At 72.7% G+C, this 19,548-nt stretch carries 22 protein-coding genes and 1 pseudogene; 10 read left to right on the top strand and 13 right to left on the bottom strand.

Annotated elements, in window-relative coordinates; genetic code table 11:
- Positions 1 to 8: 8 nt before the first annotated feature.
- Complete coding sequence (locus QSK26_RS15635; protein ID WP_285775856.1) at positions 9 to 587, bottom strand: helix-turn-helix domain-containing protein; 579 nt, start codon at positions 585 to 587, stop codon at positions 9 to 11.
- Positions 588 to 635: 48 nt separating this feature from the next.
- On the opposite strand from QSK26_RS15635, the gene QSK26_RS15630 reads away from it, so the two are divergent.
- Positions 636 to 1,148 carry a GNAT family N-acetyltransferase gene (locus tag QSK26_RS15630; protein ID WP_285775855.1) on the top strand — a complete coding sequence of 171 codons (513 nt, stop codon included), beginning with the start codon at positions 636 to 638 and terminating at the stop codon, positions 1,146 to 1,148.
- Between the two features lie 61 nt (positions 1,149 to 1,209).
- On the opposite strand, the gene QSK26_RS15625 is transcribed toward QSK26_RS15630, so the two are convergent.
- A complete protein-coding gene (locus QSK26_RS15625) occupies positions 1,210 to 1,704 on the bottom strand; it encodes a winged helix-turn-helix transcriptional regulator (protein ID WP_285775854.1) in 495 nt (164 codons plus the stop codon).
- Between the two features lie 82 nt (positions 1,705 to 1,786).
- Here QSK26_RS15625 and QSK26_RS15620 point away from each other — a divergent pair, with 82 nt between their 5' ends.
- Both QSK26_RS15620 and QSK26_RS15615 read left to right on the top strand, forming a co-directional pair.
- Positions 1,787 to 3,229: an MFS transporter gene (locus tag QSK26_RS15620; protein WP_285775853.1), complete on the top strand. Its 1,443-nt coding sequence runs from the start codon at positions 1,787 to 1,789 to the stop codon at positions 3,227 to 3,229.
- A 19-nt stretch (positions 3,230 to 3,248) separates the two neighbouring features.
- Positions 3,249 to 3,728, top strand: coding sequence for a pyridoxamine 5'-phosphate oxidase family protein (locus QSK26_RS15615; protein WP_285775852.1), 480 nt, complete (start codon positions 3,249 to 3,251; stop codon positions 3,726 to 3,728).
- A gap of 100 nt (positions 3,729 to 3,828) precedes the next feature.
- Here QSK26_RS15615 and QSK26_RS15610 read toward each other — a convergent pair whose 3' ends face one another.
- On the bottom strand, positions 3,829 to 4,479 hold the full coding sequence (locus tag QSK26_RS15610) for a maleylpyruvate isomerase N-terminal domain-containing protein (protein ID WP_285775851.1): 651 nt from the start codon (positions 4,477 to 4,479) through the stop codon (positions 3,829 to 3,831).
- Positions 4,476 to 5,360 (bottom strand): NAD(P)-dependent oxidoreductase, encoded by an 885-nt coding sequence (locus QSK26_RS15605; RefSeq protein ID WP_285775850.1) that lies wholly within the window; start codon positions 5,358 to 5,360, stop codon positions 4,476 to 4,478. Before QSK26_RS15605 ends, QSK26_RS15610 begins: the two co-directional genes overlap by 4 nt.
- Before the next feature lie 139 nt (positions 5,361 to 5,499).
- Here QSK26_RS15605 and QSK26_RS15600 point away from each other — a divergent pair, with 139 nt between their 5' ends.
- The 5 genes from QSK26_RS15600 to QSK26_RS15580 all read left to right on the top strand — a co-directional run bounded on the left by QSK26_RS15600 (position 5,500) and on the right by QSK26_RS15580 (position 9,920).
- A complete protein-coding gene (locus tag QSK26_RS15600; RefSeq protein ID WP_352244330.1) occupies positions 5,500 to 6,591 on the top strand; it encodes a GlxA family transcriptional regulator in 1,092 nt (363 codons plus the stop codon).
- A gap of 25 nt (positions 6,592 to 6,616) precedes the next feature.
- Positions 6,617 to 7,264 carry a hypothetical protein gene (locus tag QSK26_RS15595; protein ID WP_285775849.1) on the top strand — a complete coding sequence of 216 codons (648 nt, stop codon included), beginning with the start codon at positions 6,617 to 6,619 and terminating at the stop codon, positions 7,262 to 7,264.
- Between the two features lie 234 nt (positions 7,265 to 7,498).
- On the top strand, positions 7,499 to 8,209 hold the full coding sequence (locus tag QSK26_RS15590) for an SCO family protein (RefSeq protein ID WP_285775848.1): 711 nt from the start codon (positions 7,499 to 7,501) through the stop codon (positions 8,207 to 8,209).
- Entirely contained in the window at positions 8,206 to 8,691 is a 486-nt protein-coding gene (locus QSK26_RS15585) for a copper chaperone PCu(A)C (RefSeq protein ID WP_285775847.1), read from the top strand. The genes QSK26_RS15590 and QSK26_RS15585 overlap by 4 nt, the downstream gene beginning before the upstream one ends.
- Positions 8,688 to 9,920, top strand: coding sequence for a Dyp-type peroxidase (locus QSK26_RS15580; protein ID WP_285775846.1), 1,233 nt, complete (start codon positions 8,688 to 8,690; stop codon positions 9,918 to 9,920). The genes QSK26_RS15585 and QSK26_RS15580 overlap by 4 nt, the downstream gene beginning before the upstream one ends.
- A 133-nt stretch (positions 9,921 to 10,053) precedes the next feature.
- Here QSK26_RS15580 and QSK26_RS15575 read toward each other — a convergent pair whose 3' ends face one another.
- From QSK26_RS15575 to QSK26_RS15550, 6 genes are read right to left on the bottom strand one after another with little or no spacing between them, the layout of a single operon-like run.
- Positions 10,054 to 11,286, bottom strand: coding sequence for a cytochrome P450 family protein (locus QSK26_RS15575; protein WP_285775845.1), 1,233 nt, complete (start codon positions 11,284 to 11,286; stop codon positions 10,054 to 10,056).
- Entirely contained in the window at positions 11,259 to 12,512 is a 1,254-nt protein-coding gene (locus QSK26_RS15570; RefSeq protein WP_285775844.1) for a cytochrome P450 family protein, read from the bottom strand. Before QSK26_RS15570 ends, QSK26_RS15575 begins: the two co-directional genes overlap by 28 nt.
- On the bottom strand, positions 12,509 to 13,075 hold the full coding sequence (locus tag QSK26_RS15565) for a GTP-binding protein (RefSeq protein ID WP_285775843.1): 567 nt from the start codon (positions 13,073 to 13,075) through the stop codon (positions 12,509 to 12,511). The genes QSK26_RS15570 and QSK26_RS15565 overlap by 4 nt, the downstream gene beginning before the upstream one ends.
- Positions 13,065 to 13,412: a DUF742 domain-containing protein gene (locus tag QSK26_RS15560; protein WP_285775842.1), complete on the bottom strand. Its 348-nt coding sequence runs from the start codon at positions 13,410 to 13,412 to the stop codon at positions 13,065 to 13,067. The genes QSK26_RS15565 and QSK26_RS15560 overlap by 11 nt, the downstream gene beginning before the upstream one ends.
- Positions 13,409 to 13,852 (bottom strand): roadblock/LC7 domain-containing protein, encoded by a 444-nt coding sequence (locus QSK26_RS15555; RefSeq protein WP_285775841.1) that lies wholly within the window; start codon positions 13,850 to 13,852, stop codon positions 13,409 to 13,411. Before QSK26_RS15555 ends, QSK26_RS15560 begins: the two co-directional genes overlap by 4 nt.
- Before the next feature lie 2 nt (positions 13,853 to 13,854).
- Positions 13,855 to 15,270 (bottom strand): ATP-binding protein, encoded by a 1,416-nt coding sequence (locus tag QSK26_RS15550; RefSeq protein ID WP_285775840.1) that lies wholly within the window; start codon positions 15,268 to 15,270, stop codon positions 13,855 to 13,857.
- A gap of 787 nt (positions 15,271 to 16,057) precedes the next feature.
- Here QSK26_RS15550 and QSK26_RS15545 point away from each other — a divergent pair.
- Positions 16,058 to 16,507 (top strand): MarR family winged helix-turn-helix transcriptional regulator, encoded by a 450-nt coding sequence (locus tag QSK26_RS15545; protein WP_285775839.1) that lies wholly within the window; start codon positions 16,058 to 16,060, stop codon positions 16,505 to 16,507.
- Between the two features lie 311 nt (positions 16,508 to 16,818).
- On the opposite strand, the gene QSK26_RS15540 is transcribed toward QSK26_RS15545, so the two are convergent.
- From QSK26_RS15540 to QSK26_RS15530, 3 genes are all read right to left on the bottom strand, one after another.
- On the bottom strand, positions 16,819 to 17,430 hold the full coding sequence (locus QSK26_RS15540; protein WP_285775838.1) for a dihydrofolate reductase family protein: 612 nt from the start codon (positions 17,428 to 17,430) through the stop codon (positions 16,819 to 16,821).
- A gap of 64 nt (positions 17,431 to 17,494) precedes the next feature.
- The gene (locus QSK26_RS15535) at positions 17,495 to 18,232 is read right to left on the bottom strand and encodes an SRPBCC family protein (protein ID WP_285775837.1); all 738 of its coding nucleotides are present in this window, start codon (positions 18,230 to 18,232) and stop codon (positions 17,495 to 17,497) included.
- Position 18,233: 1 nt separating this feature from the next.
- Entirely contained in the window at positions 18,234 to 18,860 is a 627-nt protein-coding gene (locus tag QSK26_RS15530; protein WP_285775836.1) for an ArsR/SmtB family transcription factor, read from the bottom strand.
- On the opposite strand from QSK26_RS15530, the pseudogene QSK26_RS41800 reads away from it, so the two are divergent.
- Positions 18,841 to 19,266: pseudogene (locus QSK26_RS41800) on the top strand (DoxX family protein); the annotation flags it as partial. The gene QSK26_RS15530 and the pseudogene QSK26_RS41800 sit on opposite strands and share 20 nt — an antisense overlap.
- Positions 19,267 to 19,548 lie beyond the last annotated feature (282 nt).

Raw genomic sequence — 19,548 nt, 5'->3', positions numbered from 1 at the left:
CGGAGCGGCTACCCGCGCGGCTGGGCGGCGCGCGGGCGCATGATGAGCGCGGCGACGTAGTAGGTGCAGGGCACGCGGCCCGGATTGGCGTAGGCGTGCCCGACGTCGGCGGCGAAGTAGGCGGAATCCCCCTCGCACAGGTCGGCGACCCGGTCCCCGGCGGTCAGCCGGAGGGTCCCGGACGCGACGACGACGTATTCGTGCGAGCCCGGGGCGTAGGCGGGGAACCGGCCGGCGTCGCAGCCCGCGGGCAGCGTGGTGCGGATCCACTCGAAGTTCACCCCCGGCACGACGGGGGTGAGGATCGTCCGGTGCCACCCGCCGGGCTCGTCCACGCCGTCCTGGTCCGCGGCGCGGCGCACGATGAGGCGGCCGTCCTCGGGCCGGGCGACCAGCTCGGCGAGGGGCACGCCGAGGCCGTCGGCGATGCGGGAGAGCACGACGATCGTGGGCGCCTTCTGGCCGCGCTCCACCGAGGACAGCATGCTCACGCTGACGTCGGCCGCCTCGGCCAGCTGCTGGAGGGTCAGGCCCCGGCCGTGCCGGAACTCTTGGAGCCGCCGGCCCAACGCCACGAGGTCCACCATTCCTCTATAATAGCATCACATTTCGCTATAGAGAAAGCGGTGTCCGTTGTGACGACTTCCGAGCCCGTGATCCGCCCGGCGGTCCCCGGCGACCTGGCGGCGGTGGCCGAGATCAACGCCCACTACGTCACGCACACCGTGGCCACCTTCGACGAAACGCCGCGGACCCTCGCGGACTGGCGGCGATGGCTGGCCGACCTCGGCGGGCACGGCCTGCCCTTCCTCGTCGCCGACCTGGCCGGCGACGTCGCCGGATACGCCTACGCGGGCCCCTGGCGCCCCAAGCCCGCCTACCGGTACACCGTCGAGGACACGATCTACGTCGCGCCCGGCCACGTCGGCCGGCGGCTGGGCACGGCGCTGCTCGGCGCCCTGGTGACCGCGTCCGCCGAGGCCGGGATGCGGCGGATGGTCGCGGTCATCGCCGACTCCGGCGACGACCGCTCGGCGGCCCTGCACCGCCGCTTCGGCTTCACCGAGGCGGGCCGGCTGACCCGCGTCGGGTTCAAGCACGGCCGCTGGATCGACACGCTGCTCATGCAGCGCTCCCTGAGCGGCTGACGGCGACGTCGCCGCCGCGGCCACCGGTGAGCGCGAGGTCCGGTCGTGGGCCGGGCCGGAATCAGCGCCTGCCCGCGAGGACCTCCCGGGCGGTCGCCGCGCGCCCGGCCGCCTCTTCCGCCGCCGCCTGCTGCTCGGCCGCCGTCCGGGCGTCGTAGGCCGCGCGGGCGGCGGCGATCTCGTTCTGGTGCCCCTCGGTCCAGGTGACCAGGGCGCGGATGGTGTCGTGCAGGGTCGCCCCCAACGGGGTCAGCGCGTAGTCCACCCGGGGCGGCACCGTCGGGTACACCGTGCGGCTCACCAGCCCGTCGCGCTCAAGATGGCGCAGGGTCCGGGTGAGCATGCGCTGGCTCACCCCCTCGATCATGCGGCGCAACTCGGTGAAACGCAGGCTGCGCTTGTCCAGCAGGGCGATGACGAGCAGTGACCACTTGTCCGCCACGCGGTCCAGGATCTGCCTGACCTCACAGTCCTCCCGGGTGTCCCACTGGAGAACGTCGTAGTCGCCGCCGGTATCCCCGCAGTAACCGAGGGACTTTGAAGTGCCGTCTTCCATGATCCCCCATGGTGCCTGACGATGCTGCTGGTTACAAGAAGGAACCGGCAACCACCTGAGGAACTGTGAGAGGAGTGGACCCTTGTCCACATCGAATGACCGGATGGACGCGCGGGCCTGGAGCGTGCTGTTCGTGCTCGCCGGGGCCATCTTCCTGGAGGGCATCGACGTCGCGATGCTGAACGTGGCGCTGCCGTCGATCCGGGCCGACCTGGGGCTGTCCACCGAGATGCTCAGCGGGGTGGTCAGCGCCTACGTGCTCGGCTACGGCGGATTCATGCTGCTCGGCGGCCGGGCGGCCGACCTGCTGGGCCGCCGCCGGATGTTCCTGTTCTGGCTGACCGTCTTCCTGCTCTTCTCCGGACTGGGCGGCTTCGCCACCGAGGGGTGGATGCTGCTGGTCGCCCGGTTCGTCACCGGCGTCGCGGCCGCGTTCATGGCGCCCGCCGGGCTGGCCCTGGTCACCGGCAACTTCCCGGAGGGGCCGCAGCGCACCAGGGCGCTCGGCGTGTACGCCGGGACGGCCGCGGGCGGCTTCTCCCTCGGCCTGGTCGCCGGCGGCCTGCTCGCCTCGATCGGCTGGCGCTGGGTGTTCTTCGCCCCGGTGGTGCTGTCCGCGGTGATCCTGCTGGCGGCGATCCCGCTGATCAGGGAGCCGGAGGAGGGCGACCGCCCGGCGGGCGGATACGACCTGGCCGGCGCGTTCAGCATCACCGGCGCGATGCTGCTCCTGGTGTACGGCGTGGTCCGGCTGGAGCACCCCGGCGACGGCATCCCGGTCACCGTCGGCGTCTTCGCGGCGGGGCTGGTGCTGCTGGCCGCCTTCGTGATGATCGAGCGGCGCTCCGCCAGCCCGCTGGTCCGGCTGGGCATCCTGCGCTCGGGTTCGCTGCTGCGGGCCAACCTGGGGGCGCTGCTGTTCCTCGGCTCGTTCGCCGGGTTCCAGTTCCTCGCCACCCTCTACCTGCAGGAGGTACGCGGCTGGAGCACCCTGCAGACCGGCCTGGCCATGCTGGTGATCGGCGTGGACACGATCCTCGCCCCCACGCTGACGCCCCGCCTGGTGAACCGCTTCGGCAACGTCCCGGTGCTGTTCGGCGGCCTCGTGGCTGCGGCCCTGGCGTACGTGCTGTTCCTGCCGATGGGGCTGGACTGGGCCTACACCGCCATGCTGCCGACCATGATCCTGCTCGGCGTCGCGTTCTCCCTGGCGTACGGGCCGCTGACCATGGCGGCGACCGAGGGCGTCGACGAGGGGGAGCACGGCCTGGCGGGCGGCCTGCTGTACACCTCGATGCAGTTCGGCACCGCGCTCGGCCTGTCGGCGGTGACCGCGGTGAGCGTCGCGGCGCTGGGGGAGGCCGGCACCCCCGAGGCGGCGCTGGACGCCCTGCGCGCCGCGCTCGTCGTCCCGGTGGCCGCCGCCGTCGCCGGCGCGGTGATCACCGCGTTCGGCCTGCGCTCGCGCACCGGCGTCCCGCAGAACTCCACGCCCGCCCCCGCGACCGGCAACGTCGCGGCCTGAACACCGATCGGAGAGTGCCATGGCCACCAAGGTGACGTCGTTCGCCGCCGTCAGGAAGCAGTTCGAGGCGTACATCGGCGAGATCGTCTACGCGACCATGACCACCGTGGACGCCAAGGGACGCCCCCGGGCCCGGGTGCTGATCCCGATCTGGGAGATGGCGGGGGAGGAGCCGCTCGGCTGGCTCGCCACGTACAAGACCCCGGTCAAGGCGGCGCACCTGGCGAAGAACCCGCACACCACCTTCTCCTACTGGACCCCGCGGCAGAACGCGGTGAGCGTCGACACGGTGGCCGAGTGGGTGGAGGACCTGGAGGTGAAGCGCCGGGTGTGGGACCTCTACCGGGCCGGCAGCCCGCGCGGGGCCGGGTATGACCTGGGCAACTTCTGGGAGAGCCCGGCGGACCCCAAGCTGCACGTCCTGCGGCTGACGCCGTGGCGGGTGCAGGTGATCAGGGGCCTGGACCTGGAGAGCAAGATCTGGCAGGCCGGAAGCTGACGACCCGGCCGGGACGGGCCGGTGACGAGGTACGCCCGGGGCGTCGAGGCCCCGGGCGTACCCGTAGGGAGGCACACCCCCCGATCGCGCGGCCGGCGGGTCAGCGCACGGTTCCGTCCCACTGCCAGGAGCCGAGCCGCGGCAACCCGGGAAGCGGGACACGGCCCGTGCACCACAGCAGGGTTTCGAACGGGTCGTGCCCGGCTGGAGCACCGGGGAACAGGCGGGCCAGGACGGCGGCGGCGAGATGGCCGGGCGGGGTCCAGGAAAGGCCCAGGGCGCGGGTGATGTCGAAGGTGTGCACGGCCAGTTCGACGATCCCCATGGCGGCGAAACCGGCGGCGTCGGAGTGGCCCCAGGGGTGCCAGGCGCGTGCGTCCGCCTCGGTGTCCCGGACGGTGGCGGACAGCAGGGAGGTGGCGATCCGGACCCCGTCGAGACAGGCCGCGACGGATGCCCCGGGGTCCAGGGAGGCGAAGAGGGTGACGTACCGGTCGCGGGGCCGGGACACGAGCAGGCCCGTGTAGCCGACCAGGCCGAGGGCCAGGTGGTCGAGGGTCTCCCGGCAGGTCCAGTCGAGGTTCCTGGCACGGCGGGACCAGTCCTGCCCGGCCACCGAGAGCAGCGCGGCCAGGCACTCGCCGGAGGCGGCCGACACCAGCTCCGGCCACGCCGCGGGGGCGGTGGCCGGAGTGGTGGCCGGAGTGGTGGCCGGAGTGGTGGCCGGGGTGGTGGCCGCGGTGGTGGTCATCTGCCGTCCACCGGGTTCCGCAGGACCTCGATCACGCTCGCGTAGCTGTCGGAGCCGTGGCCCGCCGCCTTGGCCCGTTCCATGGTGGCCTTCAGCAGCTCGGGCAGCGCGTTGTCGATCCCCCGTGCCTCCGCCGCGTGGATCAGGTGGTCGATCGTCGCGATCTGCACGTCGACGGTGGCGTCGTCGCCCGGGTAGCGGCCCGCGTCCACCTGGGCCGCGTACGTGGTGATGAAACCGGCCACGGCGTTCAGCCAGCGGACCGCGACCGGGGTGAAGGCCGTCGCCTCGGTCTTCTCCGCGCCGACCAGCGCGGTGCCGTGCAGCCAGCCGGTCATCGTCGCCCACATCAGGCCGAGCAGGGCGGCGTCGTACAGGGAGGCCAGGCCCGGGTCCGTGCCCAGGTGAATGGGGTCGCCCAGGGCCGACAGGCTCGCCCGGTGCTCCTCGAAGACGTCGGACGAACCGCTGTAGAAGAACATCATCTCCGGGCTGCCGACGCCCGGCGGCGTGGTCATGATGGCGCCGTCGAGGTACGCGGCGCCGTGCGACTCGGCCCACGCGGTGGTCTCACGGGCCTGTTCCGGCGACCCGGAGGTCAGGTTGACCAGGACCTTGCCCTCCAGCGAACCCGTCACCGGGTCGAGCACGGCGTGCATCGCGTCGAAGTCGAACAGGCAGGCGATGACCAGCGACCCGGCCGCCAGCGCCTCCTCCGGCGTCGCGGCCTGGCGGGCGCCGCGGTCCACCAGCGGCCGGGCCCGGTCCGCCGTACGGTTCCACACCGTGGTCGGGTGTCCCCGGTCCAGCAGCGCGGCGGCGAGCGCCGAGCCCATCCGCCCCAGCCCGAGGACACTCACGGGAGGGAGGTTCGCGTTCATGTTTCCGGCTCCTTCGTCCATGCCTTGTTCCGCCACCTGCGGCGGTCGATCAGGCAGGGACCACGTTCTCAGCGCGCGACGGCCCCGGACAGTGGCACCGGTGACGGCGGTCACCAAATTCCTGCCATACCCTTGAGGGATGAGTGCCGGTTCCGTCGCCGTGGTCGTGCCAGCCGACATCCAGGTTCCGTCGTGGGACCTCTACGAGGTGAGCATCCCGTGCACCGTCTTCGGCAAGCCGCAGCCCGACCTGGCCGACCCCTGGTACGACCTGCGGCTGTGCCATCTGGACGCGGAGGAGCCGGCTGACCCGACGGCGGCGGGGCTGGCGCTGCGCACCCGGTACGGGCTGGACGACCTCGTGGGCGCGGACACGGTCATCATCCCCTCGGTGCCCGACGCCTGCGTGGACGAGGGCAGGCCGCTGCCGCGCGGACTGATCACGGCCCTGCGCCGGGCCTACGACGCGGGCGCCCGGATGGTGTCCCTGTGCACCGGCGCGTTCGCGCTCGCCGAGGCCGGCCTGCTCGACGGCCGCCGGGCCACCGCCCACTGGATGCACACGGCGCAACTGGCCGAGCGTTACCCGAAGGTGCGGGTCGACGACTCGGTGCTGTACGTGGACGACGGCGACGTGCTCACCAGCGCGGGCGTCACCGCCGGGCTCGACCTGTGCCTGCACCTGGTGCGCCGCGACCTGGGCGCGCACGTCGCCAACCAGCTCGCCCGCCGCATGGTGGTGCCCGCCCACCGGCCGGGCGGGCAGGCGCAGTTCGTCGACCTGTCCGTGCCCGCCAGCGACGACGCCGGCCTCACCCCGGTCCTGGACTGGGCCCGCGCCCACCTGGACCGGCCCCTCACGGTCGAGGACCTGGCGAGGCGGGCGGCGATGAGCCCGCGCACCTTCTACCGGCGGCTCCAGGCGGCCACCGGCACGACCCCGTTGCAGTGGCTCCTCACCCAGCGCCTGGGCCGCGCCCAGAGCCTGCTCGAATCGACGGACCTGTCGATGGAGAAGATCGGTGAGCTGAGCGGGCTCGGCACGGCGAACAATCTCCGTCACCACTTCCTCCGGCAGGTCGGGGTGTCGCCCGGCGACTACCGGCGGGCCTTCCCCGGGAGAGGTTCGGCTGAGGTCCGCTCCGCCGGGGTCGTCGGGGAGGGCGATGTGCCCCCGTCCCGACCGGTGCGCATGGGATCCCCGCCCGGGGCGAACCGGCCCGTGCTGTAGGCTCACGCTCTACATGACGTAGAGCATGGTGGAGGACATGTACCCGCCTGGATGGTTCCGAGCTGTGCGCGCCGGGTCGTTCGCCCTGGTGTGCGTCGGGCTGTCGCAGGCCGGCCATGACCTCATGGCTCCGCGCGCCGTCCCCGCGTGGTCGGTCGTGGCGGCCTTCTGCATGGTGGCGGCCACCGGTTACCGGCTGGCCGCCCGGGAGTGGTCCACCGGGTGGATCCTGGCCGCCATGGAGGCGGCCCAGTTGTACCTGCACGTCTGGTTCGCCTGGACCACCCCGGCGGATCCGCTGCCCGGCGTCACCGTTTTGCACCACGGGGCACACCTCGCCACGACCGCGCACCAGGCGCCGGACATGGCCGCGCACGCGGGCATGACCGGCCCGGCGATGTTCGCCGCGCATGCCCTGGCGGGAGCGATGGTGGCGCTGTGGCTCGCCAAGGGCGAGCAGGCGTTGTGGCGCGCCCTCGGCGCGTTCGCCCGGCTCCTGGCCGGTCTCGGCTGGATGCCGGTGCTCCTCAAGGCGAGCCCGGCCCCCGCCGGTCCGGCCCCGGCCCGCCGGACCGCCGGGGACGAGGGCGTGCCGCCGGCCGAGGTCCTCCGCCACGCCCTGGTACGGCGCGGGCCGCCGCGGTCTCCCCTGATCCGTATCGCCTCCGTCTGATCACATCCGCCCCCGCACGGCAACCGCCCGCGGCGACCGCCCGCGGTAACCGTGCGTGCCGGCTGTCCGCCACGCCGCCACGCCGCCACGCACCCGTGCGTCCAAGGCGGCCCGAGGTATGCCGCGACGCCGGCCGTACACCGGCGCGCGCGCCCCGGTCCGGCACCCTGCCCGCCCGCGGGCCATGGCGTTGATCAGGCGTTTTCCGAACCCACCCACCTCAGGGGATCAACCATGACGTTTTCTCTCTCCACCAGGGGCGTCCGCCGCCCCCGGAGCACCGGCCGGCGCGGCAGCGTGGCCGGGCTCCTGCTCCTCGGCCTGCTCACGGGATGCGCCACCGGGACCACGACCGGGGCCGCCTCCAGCCCCGTCCGCATCGTCGGCCCCACCTCCGACTTCCACGGCGTATGGCTGGACCAGCCGCTTCCCCAGCCGGACGTGACCCTCACCGACACCTCCGGCAAGCCGTTCAGCCTGCGTACCGGCACGGCCGGCAGGCTCACGCTGACGTACTTCGGCTACACCCACTGCCCCGACATCTGCCCGACCACCATGGCGGACCTGTCCGCCGCCCTGCGGCAGCTCACCCCGGCCGACCGGAAGAGGATCGCCGTCGTCTTCGTCACCACGGATCCGGACCGGGACACCCCCGAGGTCATCCGGTCCTGGCTGGCGTCCTTCGACAAGTCGTTCATCGGGCTGACCGGGGACTACGCCAAGATCAGGGCCGCCGCCAGGACCGTGGGGATCGGCCTGGAGCAGCCGGCGTCGAAGAGCGGCGACTACGAGGTGACGCACGGGGCGCAGGTCATCGCGTTCGACGACACCCACCGGGCGCGGCTGATCTTCACCTCGGGGACCTCGCCCAGCGACTACGCCGCGGACCTGCCCAGGCTCCTCGCCCGGGTCACCCTGAACGGCACCGCCGAGGGGGAGTCGTGACCGCGAAGACCCGGTCGCGGGCGCCGTTCGCCGCCGCCGTCCTGATCGCCGTCGTCGCCGTGGCCGCCCTCACCGCCGTGCTCCGGCCGGGCGGCGCGGACACCGCCGAGCCGAGGGTGTCGCAGGCTTACGTGCCCCAGCCCGCCTCGCCGGACGTCGCCGCCGCGTACTTCACCGTGACCAACACCGGCGGCCGTCCCGACACCCTCAAAGCGGTGAGCAGCGACGTGTCCGGCATGACGATGATGCACAGGACCACGGCGAACACCATGGAGGCGGTGCCGTCGCTGACCGTTCCCGCGCACGGGAAGCTCGTCTTCAGCCCCGGCGGATACCACGTCATGATCGAATCACCCGTGCGCGGCCTCCGGCAGGGCGACAGGGTGCGGCTCACCCTCACCTTCGAGCGGGCGGGCCGGATCACCGTCGACGCCCCCGTCATGCCGATCGGGTACCGTCCCGGCGGCGCGGCGACGCCATGAGCGCCCCCGAGCGGCGGCGGCCCGGCGGGTTCACCCGGCGCGGTGTGCTGGCCATGACCTCGCTCGCCGGGGTCGCCGCCGCCGGGGCCGTGGGCGGCGACGCCGCCGCCTCGGCACTCGGCGGGGAACGCGCCAGGGAGATCGGACGGCGGCGCGTCCCCTTCGACGGCCCGCACCAGGCGGGGGTCCTCGCGCCGCCCGCCGCGCACGGCTGGTTCGCCGCCTTCGACCTGCGGCCCGGCGCGGACCGCGCCCAGGTGGCGACGCTGCTGCGCAGGTGGACAGGGGAGGCGAGGCGGCTGACCGCGGGCGAGCCGGTGCCGGGCGACGACGCCATGGCCACCGGGTACGGCGCCTCCTCCCTGACGATCACCGTGGGGTTCGGCGCCTCGCTGCTGCGCAGGCTGGGCGCGCCCGTGCCCGGCGAACTCCAGCCCATCCCCCCTTTCCCGCACGACGACCTGGACGAGGGACGCGGCGACGGCGACCTCGGAGTCCTGTTCACCGCGGGGGACGCGATCGTGGTGGCCCACGCGCTGCGCACCCTGACCCGCTCGGCGCGCGGCACGGCGTCGGTACGGTGGCAGATGACGGGCTTCAACCCCGCCGACGGCGTGACCGCCGAACGCGGAAGCACCTCGCGCAACCTGATGGGCCAGCTCGACGGGACGGGCAACCCGCGGCCGGGTGATCCCGGTTTCGACGCGCACGTCCTCGTCGGTCCCGGCGGCGACCCCGCGTGGATGCGCGGCGGGTCTTACCTGGTCTTCCGGCGCATCCGCATGCTGCTCGACACCTGGGACACCCTGCCAAGGGAGCGGCAGGAGCAGGTCATCGGCCGCCGCAAGGACACCGGGGCGCCGCTGTCCGGCGGCACCGAGTTCACCCCGCTGGACCTGGACCGGCAGAACCCGGACGGCGGCCTCGCCATCGGCCCCGGGGCGCACGTACGGCAGGCGTCGCCCGCCAGCAACTCCGGCGCCACGATCCTGCGCAAGGGGTACTCCTACTTCGACGGGTACCGGGCGGACGGCGCCCCGGACGCGGGCCTGCTGTTCATGGCCTTCCAGCGCGATCCGCGGGACGGTTTCACCCGGATCCAGCAACGACTGGCACTCGCCGACGAGCTCAGCCGCTTCCTCAGCCACGAGTCGAGCGCGCTGTTCGCGGTACCCCCCGGGGCGGGTCCGCACGGTTACCTCGGGCAGGGCCTGCTCGACGGCCTGTGACCCTCCCTCCGACAGCCGCCGGGGCCGTCCGCGTGGCAGGCCCCGGCGGATGACGGGCCGGCCGGTGATCTCGGCGATGTGCGAGCGCGGGAGAAGCTGTCACGGTCGCGGGTGGACCGGCGACGCCTGTGCCTCAGGGCGTGAGCAGGACGGGGAGCCGGTGCCAGCCCAGCGCGATGAAGGAGGGCACCTGCCGCACGCCGGCGGGGTCTTCGGCGAGACGGAGGCCGGGGAAGCGGGCGAAGAGGGCGGGCAGGGCGGTGAACGCCTCCTGCCGGGCGAGCGGGGCGCCGACACAGTGGTGGACGCCGACCCCGAAGGCCAGGTGCTCGCCGGGGTCGCGGGTCGCGTCGAACCGGCCGGCGTCCGGGCCGTGCTGGGCGGGGTCGTGGCCGGCGGCGAGGAAGGTGGTGAGGATGGCGTCGCCGGCGGGGATGGTGACGCCGTCGACCTCCAGGTCGCGGACCGCGAAACGGAGCGGGAGGTTGGCGATGGACGGCGCCCAGCGCAGCGTCTCCTCGATGACGGCCTCCCAGGAGACGCTCCCGCCGAGGACCTGTTCGAGCTGGCCGGGGTGGGTGAGCAGGGCGTGTACGGCGTTGCCGATCAGGTTGACGGTGGTCTCGTGCCCGGCGCCGATGACCAGCAGCAGCGTGTCACGCAGTTCGTCGCCGTCCAGCCGGTCGCCCGCGCCGTCCTCGTCGCGGATGTTGATCAGGTCGGTGGTCAGATCGTCGGCCGGATGCGCCCGCTTGTGCTCGATGATGTCCGACAGCAGGGCGGTGATCTGGGAGAAGGTCGCCGCCGCCTGTTCGGGGGCGGAGGTGGTGTCCATGAAGGCGTCCATGACCCGGGCGATCTCCGGCCGCATCTCGTCGGGGACGCCGAACAGCTCGCAGATCACCCGCATCGGCAACGGCTGGGCGTAGGCCGCCCGCAGGTCCACCGGCGCACCGGCGGGCCGGGCGGAGAGGTCGTCGAGCAGTTCCAGCGTGATGCGCTCGATGATCGGCTGGAGCGTCTTCGTGCGCCGGGCGGTGAACGTCGGCGCGATGAGCTTGCGGAGCCTGCGGTGGTCGGCGCCGTAGGCGCTGAGCATGTTCCGCACCCCGATCCAGCCGAGGATCCACTGCCACTCGGGCCGTCCGGCGGCCTGCGGCCACAGCCGCCAGTGCAGGCGCGGGTCCTTGCTCACCGCGGAGTCGAGCAGCAGCGCGCGCAACGCCTGATGGCGGGTGATCGCCCAGGCGGGGATGCCGCCCGGCATCTCCACCATCACCGCGGTGCCGAGCGCGCGCAGCCGGGCGGCCTCGGCGACCAGGTCGGATCCGAACGGGTCTATCGGGACGGGGGGAGGGGTGGCCATGAGGATGCTCCTGGCTGGTGGGGGCGGATGGGGGTGAAACGCACCGGCAGGTGGGCCAGGGAGCGGTGGAACGGGCCCGGCCGCCAGGTCAGCTCCTCACGCGGCACCTGCAGTTCCAGGTCGCTCAGGTGGGTGATGAGCCGCTCGATCGCGGTCACCGCGATGATCGTCGCCGGGTCGGACGCGGGACAGCGGTGCGCTCCGGCGCCGAAGCCCAGGTAGGCGCCGCCGTCGGAGCGCAGCTCGTCGGCCAGCGGGATGGGCGCGGTGTTGGCCGCGGCGTAGGAGACGAGCACGAGTTCCCCCGGCTGCAGCCAGGTGCCGTGGAACAGGATGGGCCGCACCACGAAATACGGTCCGTAGTTGGCCATGGCCGGCTCGGCGCGCAGCACCTCCTGCAACGCGTCGTACGCGGTGAGCGCGCCGTTGGTCAGCGAGCTGTAGTAGCGGTCGTCGCTGACCATCCGGGAGACCGCGTTGGAGATCAGGCTGCTCATCGGCTCGAACGAGGCGCCCACGGTGACCACGAGGTGCTCCAGGACCTCGGCGAAGTCCAGCCGCTCGGGGTGGTCGATGATCCAGGACGTCAGATCGTCGCCGCGGCACTCGTACTTGGCGCTGACCAGCTCCACCATGTACCGGCCGAACGCCTCGCCGCCCCGTGCGGCGGCCTCCCCGTCCGACTCCATCATGTCGGCCAGCGCGGCCACCAGGGTGGCGCTGTCGGCGTCCGGGCGGCCGAGGATCTGGTTGAAGACCCGCAGCGGGATCGGTTTGCCGAACTCCCGCACCAGGTCGGCGGCGCCGGTCGGCGCGAAGGAGCCGATGAGCGAGTCGGCGACCTCGATCACCAGGTTGCGCAGCCGGTGCGGCTGAATCATCCGGTAGCAGTCGGAGATGACCCGCCGGTACCTGGCGTGCTCCGCGCCGTCGGTGAACAGCGGATTCGTCCGGAAGCCGAGCATGCCTTTCACGCCCGCCGCCGCGGGCGTGTCCGGCAGGCGCCGCTCCCACGGGCGGGAGTCCTTGGACCACACGGAGTCGGCGTTGGTGAGCACGTCCAGGGCGGCCTGGTAGCCGATGACCAGGTGCGCGCCGATCCCGGGGACGACCTCCACCGGCGCGACCGCGCCGAACCGCGCGCGCAGGGCGGTGTAGGTCGCCTGGGGGTCGGCGGCGAACTCCGGGCCGTACAGGCGGCCGATCTCGGATACGGGGTGTGTCATGGCAGCATCTCTTCGATGTGCTCCACCAGGGCGATCAGGGCGCCACGGGCGGAGGCGGGGTCACGGGCGTCGACGCGCACCAGCGGGGTGGCCGGATCCAGGTCGAGGACCTTGCGCAGGACGTCGCCGGGGTGGTCGGGGGAGTCGGGGAAGTCGTTGACGGCCACCGCGTACCGCAGGCCGGCGGTCTCCACCAGGTCCATCACGTCGTAGCTGTCGGCGATGCGGCGCGTGTCGGCCAGCACCAGCACCCCCAGCGCCCCGCGGACGAGGTCCTGCCACAGCAGGCGGTAGCGGGTCTGCCCCGGGGCGCCGAACAGGTAGAGCACCACGCCGGGCAGGGTGAGGCGGCCGAAGTCGATCGCCGTGGTGGTCGTGGTCTTCTCCGACACGCCGCTGAGATCGTCGACCAGCGCGCCCGCCTCCGTCAGCACCTCCTCGGTGTTCAACGGCGGGATCTCCGACAGGGCGCCCACCATGGTCGTCTTGCCCACACCGAACGGACCGGCGATGACGATCTTGACCGGCACATCGTCGATGCCCGGCCTCCCGCTATAGGGCACGGAGCCCACTGAGCACCAACTCCAAAAGCTCCCGTCTCGGCATTTCGGCGGCGGGCGGATCACGCGTGAGCAACGTCCCCGCGGCCACCAGGTCCGCCACCAGCAGCCGCACCACGCAGTACGGCAGGTGCAGATGCGCGGCGCACTCGTACGCCGCCAGAGGTCCCCGCTCCAGCAGGTTCACCAGGTGCGAGGCGGGCGGATCGAGGCCGTCGGCGACCACCTCGGCGGCCACGTGGACGAGGGTGGTCCGCTGGACGCCGACGTGATCGGCCGCCAGGCCGGCCGCGGCCATGAAGTGCGGGACCACCCGCCGCGGCCGGCGCGCCGGCGTCACGCGGGCCGGCCCGGCGTCCGCGCCGAGCTGGCCTCGTCGAGCGCCTTGATCAGCTGCTGCACCACGAGCTGCACCTCGTAGGCCAGCGCGCCGATGTTCGCCTTCGGGCCGGTGGCCACCACGATGGCGGCCCGGTCGCCGGCCGGGGCGATGTAGGTGAAGCCGTCGGCCGCGTTGATGACGGTCTCGGTGATCTCCACCTCGCTGCGGGTGAGGCGCTCGCGCAGCGCCCGGCCGGCCGCCAGCGCGGACGACGCCATCGCGGCGGTGGCCTCCGCGTCCTCCCGGGGCACGCCGCTGGAGCTGCCCAGGACCAGCCCGTCACGGGTCAGCACCACCCCGCTGGTGACGTCGGCCAGGTTCAGCAACGGGGTCAGGATCCATGACATGTCCCGTCGCAGCGGAACACCCCTCACCTGGGCGGCGGGATGCGGGTCCATGATCAGTTCCCTTCTGGGTCGGTGACCGGGTGGGAGGGGGGCCGGGTCAGGGTGGCGTCGCGCCGGCCGGCCTCGGCCCCGGCCTGGTAGGCCGTCCACGCCGTCCTGGCCTCCTCCGGTGAGATCGAGGCGGCGCCTCCCACCGGGCTGCCGGTGCGCTGGGCCGGGGCGCGGCGGACCCGCTGCGGCAGCCCGTCGATCGCGGCGGCCGGTTCGGCGCGCGGCGGCGTCTGGCTCCTTGACCTGACCGGCTCGGGCGCCACCGCGGACGGGCGGCTGCCCTCCGGCATCTCCACCAGCAGCGCCGCCGGGACGTTGAGCACCGCGCGCACGCCGCCGAACGGGCTCGGCTGCACCGACACGCCCACGCCGTGCTCCGCGACCAGCCTGCCGATCGCCGCCCACCCGGTGCGCGGGGGGTTGCCCAGGTCCGACAGCAGCACCGGATGCTTTCCCTCCAGCAGGTGGTGCGCCCGGGCGTACTGCTCCTCGTTCAGGCCGACGCCGGCGTCGTCGATGATGATCAGGGCGCCGGTGTCGGACTCGTGCAGGGTGACGGCGATCTTCATGGTGGCGTTGGTGAAGTGGACCGCGTTGGCCAGCAGGTTGGCGACGATGAACAGGACCGGTTCGGCCGCGCGGGCCGCCACGCCGACCCGGCGGCGCAGGTTGTTCACCGGCCTGTCGATGCGGTGCTCGAAGTTCTCCACCCGGGCGATGGCGCCCATCGTGAGGTCCACCAGGTAGGTGTCGTCGCGGGACAGGCCGGTCGGGGCGCCGCAGGCGATGGCGGTGGTCTGCACCCGGCCGATGGTCAGCTCGTTGTGCTTGTCCAGGGCCAGCAGGGCGCGGACCAGCTCGGGGCGGGCGTCGTCGCCGTAGCGCTGCTGGACGTCGTTCAGCAGGTCCTGGGCGCGCAACGCCAGCGCCTGGACGCGGGACATCGCCGCGCGGACGATGCCCTGCGCGGTGCCGTCCACCAGTTCGCGCTCCTCCTGCACGCCGTGCGCGATAGCCTCCAGGATCTCCTGGTGCGCCCGGCCCAGCGCGGAGCCCGCGAGGTCCTCCGACGCCGGGCCCGGCACCACGATGTGCGGGTGGCGCAGCCGGGTGAGCAGCGCGGGGATCCGGACGGAACGCAGGTGCTCCGTCTCCGCCATGACCTTTTCGTGTCGCTCGCGCAGGCGCAGCCCCTGGGCGGCCACCTCCCCGAGCCGGTTCTCCGTCTGCTCGAACCGGTTCTTCAGGTCGGTGAGCTCGCGCTGCCCGGCGTCATGCCGTTGCCGGGCCTGGACGAGGTCCCTGCGCAGGTCGCGGATCCGCGCCCGGAGGGCGGCGATCCAGATGCCCGCGCAGATCACGATGACGCCGATGGCGACGGCGAGAGCCGTCACCGTGTTCTCTGCGCTGAACTGCATGCGTAGTCCTCGGAGGGTCGAGAGGGCCGGCGGTGGACGGATCAGCGGAGACCGCGGCCCCGCCGTCCCCGCCCGTACGCCCGCCGGCGGCCGGATCCGGCGGGATCGGCGCGCCGCCCTGCCGCGCGAGCGCCTGACCGCGCACCGAAACGGCCTGACGGACGAACTCGTGAGCCTGGTCGAGACGGCGTTTCCGCGGGCACGCTGCACCCATATGGCGCGGCCTTCCTCGGGGCAATACGGGCGTGGCCAATCAAGATCCCAAAATATGGGGATCGCGCGCCCTGAGTCAAACAGTTCCGCCCCCTCATAAACCTCGGACGAACGCTCACCATTCGGACATCGAGGCATCGAAGTGGCGTTTATTCACATTAGTGACAGCGAGTTGATGATCTGTGTCAAGGCGGCTCTAGGCGTTCTTACCGATGATCCCGCCGTGGTGGCAGGGTGTAGGGTCTCTGGCGAGCGCTGTCGGATGGCGGCCGCAGGAGCCCAGTCCGAAGGAATACCCGGGGCGACTTTTCCGCCGATGTTTCCCCGCCGTTAAATATGTGGGCCGAATACGTCATGGGCGTCAGCCGGGAATCGGGATTGACGCCGAGCGGCCTCACTCGGCCCGAATGCGGAACTGGCGCCGGGCATTATCCCGCCGACGCCGCGACGGCCGAGAAGGTCCTCGCTCCGGCTTTTCCGGCATGCCACGAGGCCCTGCCGGGGAGGGGCGGCGCGGAGGCCCTGAGCGGGCAGACAGCATAAGCAGGTTAAGTACATGCGGTATGTTTCCGCAGTGGACGCCATCCCGGACGACGACCTGGACGTGGACGCCTTCACCACGGCCATCGAGAGCTTCAACCGCTTCTACATCCGGCTTCCGATGCTGGAGAAGCTGTCGTTCACGACGCTGTCGGTGCTGGACACCCTCGCCGCCGGCGGCGGGCCGATGCGGCTGACCGACCTGGCCAGGACCGAGCAGGTCAGCCAGCCCGGCATCACCCAGCTGGTGACCCGGCTGGAGCGCGACGGCCTGGTGGAGCGACGCCCCGACCCGAGCGACGGGCGTGCCGTCCTCGTCCACATCACCGAGGCCGGCCTGCGGGTCGGCCGGTCCCGGCACGACGACCGGACCCGCCACCTCCTCCCGCTCATCGCCCGGCTGACCACCGAACAGCGGCAGGCGATCGCCCACGCCCTCCCCGCCCTGACCCGCCTCGCGGAACTCGGCCGGAGCCTGCCGTGACGCGCCGTCCGGGCGCGGAGCGCGACAACCGGCGAGGACGGTGAACGCCGCCCCCGGCGCCACCGCGCCGCGCACGCGCGGAGGTCCCCGCGGCACCCGCCGCGGGGCGGGAGGGGCAGGGGGAGCCGGGCGGGGCGGCGTTCAGGATGGATTAGAGGAGGCCGGGGAAGCGACGCTGCAGGTCGTCGCGGCGCCGGCCAGGTGAACCGGGTCCGGGGCGGCGACGAGAGAAAAGCGCTCCGCGGCCCGCGGTGATCGGACCTGCCGATCCGTCGGTGCGGGCACGGGGAGCGCTTCTCAGGAGGTGGCCGTCAGTCCAGCTCGAACGATCCGGTGACGATCCCGCCCGCCGGCTCGTACGTGCCGATCACGACGCCGGTGCCGGAGACGGTGCTGTCGACCAGCTTCAGCCCGGCGGGGACGGCGCCCTCCGCGAACAGCCGCTTGCCCGATCCGAGGACGAGCGGGAACACCCACAGGCGGTACTCGTCGATCAGGTTGTGGCGCAACAGCGTCTGGATCAGGTTGGCACTGCCGTGCACCTGGAGCTCCGGCCCGTCCTCCTTCTTGAGCGCCGCGACGCCGTCGGCCGCGTCTCCCTCGATCAGGACCGAGTTGCGCCACTCCAGCGTGGGACGGCTCCGCGACGCGACGTACTTGGTGGCGTCGTTGAGCGGCTTGGAGCCCTGCTCCTCCGGGGCGTGCGGCCAGTGCGCGGCGAAGATGTCGTAGGTCCTGCGGCCCAGCACGAGGTCGAACGGCACGCTCGTCGCCGCCGCCATGACCTCGTTCATCTTCTCGTCCCAGTAGTTCACCGACCAGCCGCCGTGGCCGAAGCCGCCGTCGCCGTCCTCTCCCGGGCCGCCGGGGGCCTGCATGACCCCGTCGAGGCTCAGGAAGGCGCTCAAGATCAGCTTTCTCATCCGTGGTGTCCTTCCGGCCGGATGTCCGGCCGCGTCGTGTGGGTGAACCGCGTCGGCCCGGATGTCAGGACAGGGCGTCGGCGAGCCACGCGCCCCAGGACTCCTCGGCGGCGGCCCGGTCGACGTCGGCGAAGATGTGGTGGCTGGTCAGGACGACCCCGTCACGGCCGACGAACCGCAGCAGCGCGTCGCCGGTGCGCACGCCCAGGAAGCCCGGCTCCCGCACCGTGTCGACCACGCCGTCGATCCGGCGGTCGCCGAGGGTGAAGTGCGCCTCGTCGCCCTCCCGGACGTCCTTGGACAGCCCGGCGGCACGGGTGACGGCGGCCCAGACCGTGTCCTGGTCGGGCTGCTGCGGGCCGAAGACGGCGACAGGTACGGCGGTGCGGCCCGGGAAGTGCTTGAGGTAGAGGGCGAGGTTCCGCAGGTAGAGCGGGTTGCCCTCCTTCAGCGCGTCGTACTCGGTCTCCCAGTCGCCGGTCAGGATGCCGCTGTGCACCAGCCGCAGCGAGGTGGCGGCGCCCTCCCGGCCCTCGATGAGATACTCGAACGCCATGAACGAGCCGTCCTCCGCGGTGGTGCTGCGGTAGGCGAAGCGGTGACCGGGCTCCCAGACGGTGACCGTGGACTCGGCGGACCAGCCGGGCATCGTCATGCGGGCGGCGCCGCCCTCGCGGGGTTCGACCTCGTTGCGGCCCATGAACCACGAGTCGATGCCGGGACCGGTGGCGATGGCCGCCCAGACCTGCTCGGGGGTGGCCTCGAGCTCGACGTCGTGGACCAGCTCGAATTCGTGCGACATCTCAGGACTCCTCAGTCTTTTCGGGCTCCGCGCCTGCGGCGGTTTCGGGCTGCTTGATGCTCGGGTGGATGGCGACGATGACCCGGTGGTCGCGGCCTCCGGGGGCGGCCTCGTCGTGGTAGCGGCTCACCAGCGTGGTGACCGCCGAGGTCAGCTCCTGGGCGAAGGCCGCCCGGTCGGCCGCGGAGGCGAACCGCACGGTGCCCTCGATCGCGAACGTGGCGACCGGCTTCCCGGCGCGCGCGGCGCCGTTGATCAGCTGGCCGACCTCCTTGACCATCCGTGCCGCGACGGCGAGCAGCCAGCGTGCGGACATCCGGTCGGGGGACCTGGCCGGATCGGGCTGCACCGTGGCGAGCGCGGACGGTGAGATCACGAACGAGGCGGCGGTCGCCCGCAGCACCCGCTCGGTGACGTTGCCCTTGCGCCGCTCCTCGACCAGCTCGACGAGGCCGTGCGACTCAAGGGTCTTGAGGTGGTAGTTGACCTTCTGCCGGGGCAGGCCGACGACCGCCGCCAGGCTCGTCGCCGAGTGCGGCTCGGCCAGCAGCGCCAGCAGCCGCGCCCGGATCGGGTCGAGCGCCACCTCCGCCGCCCCGGCTTCCTCGATGACTCCCACTTCGAACATGCCCGAAGCCTATAGACCGACAACTTGCCTTGTCAAGACAAAAAAATTTGTCGGTCTCTCTGTCACGATACGCCTGCCGGAGGTGTCGTATCTGATGCCCTTCCCGGGCGCCCGGCGGCTCCGGCACCCACCGCTCGCCGGGCCGAAGAAAGGCGGAGGAATGTTCATCGCTTACGTGGTCGTCACCGTGCTCACGATCGTGGCCAACGCCTGGGCCGCCGTCGCCGACTTCGCGCGGGCCGGGTTCGTCCTCGCGAACTCGGCGCAGGTGGGGGTCCCGCAGTCGTGGCTGCCCGTACTGGGCGCACTCAAAGCGGCCGGAGCCGCCGGGCTCCTCCTCGGGCTCGCGGGGGTCCGGGTGCTGGGCGTCGCCGCCGCGGCCGGGCTCGTCCTGTTCTTCGTCGGCGCCGTCGTCGTGCACATCCGCACCCGGGTGTTCGGCAAGATCGTGTTTCCCGGCGCCTTCTGGCGATGGCGGGCGCGTCCCTCGCCCTCGCCGTGTGAACGCCGCGATCCCCGGCGGGCGGCCGCCGCCTGGGGGCGTGACCGCCGCGCCCGGGGTCAGACATCCCTGGAGCCGGAATGTCAAGCGGCGAGGTCGTGTTGCCGGTGTGACCAGGCGGTTGCCTGGTCGTAGGGGGTATGTGTTTTGAGGCAGCCGTGGAGGATGCCGACCAGGCGGTTGCCG

Origin of the sequence: Microtetraspora sp. NBRC 13810 (genome assembly GCF_030268685.1) — a bacterium.
GTDB lineage: Bacteria > Actinomycetota > Actinomycetes > Streptosporangiales > Streptosporangiaceae > BSRQ01.
The sequence above is the reverse complement of the archived record's forward strand: the minus strand, read 5'-3'. Positions and strand labels throughout refer to the sequence as shown.

Excerpts from the sequence above, each read along its gene's own strand:
- QSK26_RS15635 (WP_285775856.1), bottom strand. The coding sequence starts at position 587 with ATGGTGGACCTCGTGGCGTTGGGCCGGCGGCTCCAAGAGTTCCGGCAC.
- QSK26_RS15625 (WP_285775854.1), bottom strand. The coding sequence starts at position 1,704 with ATGGAAGACGGCACTTCAAAGTCCCTCGGTTACTGCGGGGATACCGGC.
- QSK26_RS15615 (WP_285775852.1), top strand. The coding sequence starts at position 3,249 with ATGGCCACCAAGGTGACGTCGTTCGCCGCCGTCAGGAAGCAGTTCGAG.
- QSK26_RS15610 (WP_285775851.1), bottom strand. The coding sequence starts at position 4,479 with ATGACCACCACCGCGGCCACCACCCCGGCCACCACTCCGGCCACCACT.
- QSK26_RS15605 (WP_285775850.1), bottom strand. The coding sequence starts at position 5,360 with ATGAACGCGAACCTCCCTCCCGTGAGTGTCCTCGGGCTGGGGCGGATG.
- QSK26_RS15600 (WP_352244330.1), top strand. The coding sequence starts at position 5,500 with ATGAGTGCCGGTTCCGTCGCCGTGGTCGTGCCAGCCGACATCCAGGTT.
- QSK26_RS15595 (WP_285775849.1), top strand. The coding sequence starts at position 6,617 with ATGGTGGAGGACATGTACCCGCCTGGATGGTTCCGAGCTGTGCGCGCC.
- QSK26_RS15590 (WP_285775848.1), top strand. The coding sequence starts at position 7,499 with ATGACGTTTTCTCTCTCCACCAGGGGCGTCCGCCGCCCCCGGAGCACC.
- QSK26_RS15580 (WP_285775846.1), top strand. The coding sequence starts at position 8,688 with ATGAGCGCCCCCGAGCGGCGGCGGCCCGGCGGGTTCACCCGGCGCGGT.
- QSK26_RS15575 (WP_285775845.1), bottom strand. The coding sequence starts at position 11,286 with ATGGCCACCCCTCCCCCCGTCCCGATAGACCCGTTCGGATCCGACCTG.
- QSK26_RS15570 (WP_285775844.1), bottom strand. The coding sequence starts at position 12,512 with ATGACACACCCCGTATCCGAGATCGGCCGCCTGTACGGCCCGGAGTTC.
- QSK26_RS15555 (WP_285775841.1), bottom strand. The coding sequence starts at position 13,852 with ATGGACCCGCATCCCGCCGCCCAGGTGAGGGGTGTTCCGCTGCGACGG.
- QSK26_RS15550 (WP_285775840.1), bottom strand. The coding sequence starts at position 15,270 with ATGCAGTTCAGCGCAGAGAACACGGTGACGGCTCTCGCCGTCGCCATC.
- QSK26_RS15540 (WP_285775838.1), bottom strand. The coding sequence starts at position 17,430 with ATGAGAAAGCTGATCTTGAGCGCCTTCCTGAGCCTCGACGGGGTCATG.
- QSK26_RS15535 (WP_285775837.1), bottom strand. The coding sequence starts at position 18,232 with ATGTCGCACGAATTCGAGCTGGTCCACGACGTCGAGCTCGAGGCCACC.
- QSK26_RS15530 (WP_285775836.1), bottom strand. The coding sequence starts at position 18,860 with ATGTTCGAAGTGGGAGTCATCGAGGAAGCCGGGGCGGCGGAGGTGGCG.